4 protein-coding genes are annotated in these 5,531 nt (G+C 55.8%); 3 read left to right on the top strand and 1 reads right to left on the bottom strand.

Annotated features, from left to right (window positions below; all coding sequences use genetic code 11):
• The 3 genes from VSR34_RS37220 to VSR34_RS37210 form a co-directional block, all read left to right on the top strand.
• Nucleotides 1-340: IS3 family transposase (locus tag VSR34_RS37220; protein ID WP_342965106.1), on the top strand; the 340-nt coding region annotated here is incomplete at its 5' end.
• Between the two features lie 1,266 nt (nt 341-1,606).
• On the top strand, nt 1,607-2,692 hold the full coding sequence (locus VSR34_RS37215; protein ID WP_342965105.1) for an IS4 family transposase: 1,086 nt from the start codon (nt 1,607-1,609) through the stop codon (nt 2,690-2,692).
• A gap of 121 nt (nt 2,693-2,813) precedes the next feature.
• Nucleotides 2,814-2,984 carry an IS4 family transposase gene (locus VSR34_RS37210; RefSeq protein ID WP_342965104.1) on the top strand — a complete coding sequence of 57 codons (171 nt, stop codon included), beginning with the start codon at nt 2,814-2,816 and terminating at the stop codon, nt 2,982-2,984.
• Nucleotides 2,985-4,595: 1,611 nt separating this feature from the next.
• Here VSR34_RS37210 and VSR34_RS37205 read toward each other — a convergent pair.
• Nucleotides 4,596-5,435 carry a group II intron maturase-specific domain-containing protein gene (locus VSR34_RS37205; protein ID WP_342965103.1) on the bottom strand — a complete coding sequence of 280 codons (840 nt, stop codon included), beginning with the start codon at nt 5,433-5,435 and terminating at the stop codon, nt 4,596-4,598.
• Between the last annotated feature and the right edge of the window lie 96 nt (nt 5,436-5,531).

Here is a 5,531-nt window from a genome sequence, read left to right as displayed (position 1 = left end):
CCCGCCCTGTTTCCACATTGGTCGTTGGGGGTGTCGGTTGAACGATAGGAGCCGGATGAATCGAGAGATTCACGTCCGGATCTGTGAGAGCGTGCGGGTGAGATTCCTGGGCGCTACTCGACACAACGCCCCGACGGAGAGCTTCTTCAACAGTCTGAAGAACGAACGGGTGCATGCTACGCGATACCGCACCCATCAAGAAGCGATGGCGGACCTGTTCGAATACATCGAAGTGTTTTATAACCGCAGTCGTCGTCATTCGTCGCTCGGCTTTGTATCGCCGGTTCAGTTCCTGCAAGACTGGATCAAAGCTCAGCAGACCAAGGATGCTGCCGCGTAACCAGAGGCCTCTGGAAGGCGAAAAACCGAGGGAACCTCATTCACGGGAAGCGCATTTCGTGGTCAATTGCGCAATCGACTTTGCAACGTGTTGCAAGTTCATGCGTGACAGATTGAGCTGGCGACCGCAACAGGTCTAACCTAGCAACAGCTAAAATCTGTAACAAAAAACTTGGGGCAATGCGATCGACCAAGCAGACGTGGCGTCGCATTCGCGGCGCAGAAAGCACGCAGCGGAAGATGCCTCGCGCAATCAAGTCGCAAATGTGCGGCTCTTCACCCGATGTAGCCGCAAGCTATGAGCCGGTGTCCGTCACAACCTCATGCTTCAGTGTTGCCGCAGGCACTCTTGCACACGTGGGGGTGCCTGTCCGCTGACGTCGTTGTCGCGGATCTCATGTTTGGCCCGCCGGCTGGCGATAACGTCGGCCAGGAAAGGCCACGAACTGCTCGCTGGTATGGCGCGCCGCACGCCGATGACTTCCCAGATTGTCGTGTTGAGCGCGGCGAAAAACGATCCAAGTCCTCAATTGCCGTCTTCTCGTCTACGCAAAACACTACCGCATGTGCGAGTGGATTCAGACACAGACCGCTCGCGTCTGCCGCTTTGCTCCTGGAGTCAGGTTATTTGAGATCATGTAGGTATCGAGCCGAGCGGCCCGCAATCCATTGCTTGCGCCAGATGCCATAGACCGTCGAGGCGCCAACGTCGCCCAAAACCGCCGCAAGCTTAGCTGCTTCAATGCGTCGAGCCAACCGCAGGCCAATGCTTGAGCGTGAGCTTGAAACTCAGAACCCACGTCTCCGGCTTCGCAGGCGGACGCGCCGCGGCTAGTCCCGGGTAGCGCGCGCACAGGCCTGCAGCCAGGCGCATGAAATGGGTCAAGCAGCGTCCCGATCTCGATAGAAGCACTGCGCAATTGCGGCGTATTCAGAACACGTCCGCCGCAGGCCCGTCGCTCCCAGTCAGTAATCTGGTTAGGAAACAGTGAAGTGGTGAGCCAGTCCCACTAGGGCACCTTCCCTCGGACATCGCCAATGGCACGTTTCCCATTCTCCGCCAACGAATGCGCGAATTCCTTTTGCCATCGCCGAGGTTCTCGCCTACATGATGGCCAAGCTCAAAGAGCAGACACGTTACTCGGTCGCCCCCCCCGGGGGGCTCAGGATTACCCACAAATTGTTCGTAATTCTGCGTTGGGATGCCTTGTAAACGAAGACGGCGGATGTTAACTTTGGACCAGTTCAACATCTGTGATGCCGGGCGTTGTCGGACACCCCTGACCCCGATGATTGGGCAAGTGAAGAGTTTGGTGCTGCCGAACTTGGCGACGCTCGCCTGACCAGACGGCTCGTGATGCTGGCGCGCAGGCTTTCGACGAGTCCGCATTGCTCTTTTCCGCAATCGTTCAATGTTTCTGAGCTGAAGGCGGCTTATCGGTTTTTCGATAACCCTCAGGTGGATGTCGATGGGGTGCTGGGTGCGCACATCGGTCAAACGCTTTGTCGCATGCAGCAGGTGCCGGTCGTACTTGCGGTTCAGGACACCACTGAGTTCAATTTGTCTCATTTGCGGGCAACCGAAGGTCTGGGATATGGCTCCGATCCACACGTTCGTGGTTTCCTGATGCACAGTCTGCTTGCGCTCACGCCTGAGGGGCTGCCACTCGGCGTGATCGGCCTGAAGACGTGGATACGTAGGCCGGAGGAGTTGGGCAAGAAACATCTGCGCGGGCAACGAAGCGTACAAGAGAAAGAGAGCGCGAAATGGCTCGAAGGTATCGAGCAGCTGGGCATACTCAAGACACACTGTCAGCATACGCAAGTCATCGGCGTGAGCGATCGCGAAGGCGATGTCTACGATGTGTTCCTGGCACCGCGGCCTGCCGGTGTCGACTGGCTGGTGCGCGCGTCGTGGAATCGACGCGTTGCGCACCCTGATCGATATTTGTGGGAAACCGTGCTGGCCTCGCCAGTGATTGGAGAAACGCAACTGCAGGTGCCTGCACGCGAAAACCGACAGGCACGCACCGCACGGCTGGTTGTGCGATGCATGCCCGTACGCCTTCGTCCACCGCAAAATCGTCGTCGTGAGAAGCTTCCCGAAATTGAGGTATTCGCGATTCATGCGTTGGAAACGAACGTAGACAAAGGAGCAGAGCCATTGGAATGGCTTCTGCTGACTTCGGTACCTACGTATACGCAAGCACAGGCCCTCGAGCGTCTGGCATGGTTGCGCGCCGATGGACAATTGAATCGTGGCATCGTGTGCTTAAAAGCGGCTGTCGCATTGAAGCCCGCCAATTTGGCAATGTCGAACGATTTGTACGCGCTACCGCGTTGTTCGCCGTAGTAAGCTGGAGAATCCTGTACGCCATGCTGCTTGCACGGCTTGATGGAAACCTGTCATGCGAAGTATTGCTGCAACCAATCGAGTGGCAGGCCCTCTACTGCCGTACGCACGGTAGTACCGAATGCCCGATGAACCGCCCTCACTCGCGCAGGTGATTTTGTGGATCGCAAGACTCGGTGGCTATCTCGCCCGAAAGCGTGATCATCCGCCGGGTCCTACCGTCATCTGGCGCGGCTTTCTTGTTCTGCACGAAATTACGATGATGTACCGAATATTCAGGCAGAACGAATAGCACGATTGCGTTATTTGTGGGTAATCCTGAGCCCCGGGGGGGGGACCAACTTCCCAACCTGTCCCATAGCAGTAGGTAAAGCTCTCGGCAGGATCTGCTGGATTGGCGTATATACAAAGATCGTTCGGCGCGACCGCAAACGCCTGCGCCGTCACGCCCATTAAAGCAACGGACAAGACGCCACCACCAAGCAATCTCTTAACCTTTTCCATATATGGTCTTTAGATAATAGCCCTTAATCTACGCAACTCGTTAATGCCCGCCGCAGCTCCGTACCTTAAGAAATTTTCTGGGCAACTGCCAGAAGAAATGAGTCAAATATTTTGATGCCAACACACTTCGCCATTAGGGACCGTGCTGCCAAGTCTGGTGCCGGTCTCCGGCACACACAACCAAGGACCCACGTTTTCTGTCTATTTTTGGGTGCCGTCTTCACACCTCTTCGCATTCTCGAAATTCCAACGGTCCCTCGCTGTCCATCGACAGGCAAATGCCGCGGCGCGTCACGACCCTGGAAATGCGCCCACCGAAATTTCGCCCCTTGGCAAGTGTTTCACGAGCGGAAGGCCATTCACGCTGAACGCCATTGACTGCGTGCGCCGCTTTATATTCTCATTAACTACATGGCTTTAGGATCCCATCCTTAACGCTTCAAAAAACACGGGGCCGCCATACCCATCAACGACATTACCTATGGTATAAATTATATTTGTTTTTGGTCGCCGCTGTTACGGTATAGCATACGTGTCCGATTTCAGTCGATCGCGCAATCAAAGTTACCCAAAGATGAACTTATGCACGATCTAACGCGACAATGGCTCGAATAAGAATTTGTGTTATGTGCCTCGCCAGATGATCAGATAACTGAGCTTACTGCTTTTCAGAATGGAGGAATGCATCATGATGATGCGAAATATTTTTATTGTTTCGCTTGTACTCGGCGCATCTCATTGCGCTGCTGCCGAAACGTACGAAAGCTGCCCGATTCCCGCCGCCATCAAAGTTGCACGGAACGTGTACACGGCAACAACCAGCGAGGGTGAATGGACGGGTATTGCGAGGGGACGGGACGACGGCAATGTCAAGGAATTTAGCTCAGCCACGTTTGATCCACCGCGGCCCGATAATGATGGTATTGTGCGATCTCCGGAAATCCAGTGCTCCTACAAACTCGCCAACGGCAGCCATATGAATCTACGCTACACACCTAGGTCTCCGCTACCAGAGCTAATGGTCGACCTAGGTTCATGGCGCCGGAAATCTGGCCCTCACGACCTTGACTACTATGAATGCACTGAGCCGGCCGCCTGGCGTTGTAGGTTCGTTGTCGTTCGACGGTCCTGAACAATCCGAGCGTTCAGCTGCGGCTTCCCAGTGGGTGCCGTCTTGGTCCAATTGCAAGGGCTTTGATCTGTCGCCGCAAGAATCCTGACGACATTGAAAGGAGGTCAACGGTAAAATGACGGTGTGGACCAGACCCGACTCTGCGTCCACGCCGACGTCGGGTAGCGGTGACGCATTGCTGCGTCACCGCCCCCTAAGAACCGGACTTGCGAGTCGCCCCGCATCCGGCTCAAGCCATTCACCAGCACCAGCGTCGGTACCGGGCAATCAATCGTCAGTCGCGGCTCGACGACGGGCAAAGTAGGACGACCACGCAGGGTCGAACGGATTTGCCTGGCCACGTACCTTCACGTGACGAACAATCGGAACCGTCGCAGCCCGAAACAGCCGGGTTACTCCGTGGACTTGGGACCGGGCAGTAAACGCCCAGGTACGGTTCGCCTCTACGTGGAAGTATTTGTTTTTCACCCAGCCCGCGCCTTTCGTGGGGTGCCGACGCATCGCCCATTTCCACAAGAGGCGCCAGATGTGAGCATCTACCGACGTAAAATGAGATTTCGAGACCACGTGACGGTGATACATGGCCCAACCCCGAATTACTGGGTTGAGCTGCACGATCAGATTCCGCTGCGTGGCGCTCCGGTGCTGCCTCACGATTTTCCTAACCTTATCCAGAAGTGCCTTCACACTTTTGTTGGCCGGTTTGATGAGCAGCTTGCCCGCGTACTTGCGGACATTCTGCCCAAGGAAATCGAACCCATCGGCAATGTGGGTGACCCTGGTTTTCTCTTCCGAGACTTCCAGACCCCGAGCGGCCAGAAATCGCTTGACCACAGGGAGTACGTTCTGCTCCAGAATTGCTTTCGAGACTCCGGTCACAACGAAGTCATCCGCATACCTGTTGACGTTGACTTTGAACTTTCGGCGTGCGCGTTCCGTCGGTCCCACGCTTGCATCTACTGCCGCTTCCAGTCCGTCCAGCGTCATATTCGCGATGACTGGTGAGATGAGACCTCCCTGCGGAGTTCCCGCCTCAGTCGCGAACAGGGTTCCTTCATCGATAATTCCAGCCTTAACAGGCTGCTGAAGTACCGGCGGCCACGTCATCGCGGAAGACCAATGAAGCGTTGATAGAAGGCCCCCACTTGCCCCCGAAGATCATGCGCGGCGCCGACACATTCACCGAGAGTTTATTTTCCATGC

The organism is Paraburkholderia sp. JHI2823, assembly GCF_038900695.1.
Lineage (GTDB): Bacteria > Pseudomonadota > Gammaproteobacteria > Burkholderiales > Burkholderiaceae > Paraburkholderia > Paraburkholderia mimosarum.
This window is presented reverse-complemented; position numbering and strand designations above follow the sequence as displayed.

Coding starts and splice junctions, on each gene's coding strand:
- VSR34_RS37210 (WP_342965104.1), top strand. CDS start 2,814: ATGCCCGATGAACCGCCCTCACTCGCGCAGGTGATTTTGTGGATCGCA.
- VSR34_RS37205 (WP_342965103.1), bottom strand. CDS start 5,435: ATGACGTGGCCGCCGGTACTTCAGCAGCCTGTTAAGGCTGGAATTATC.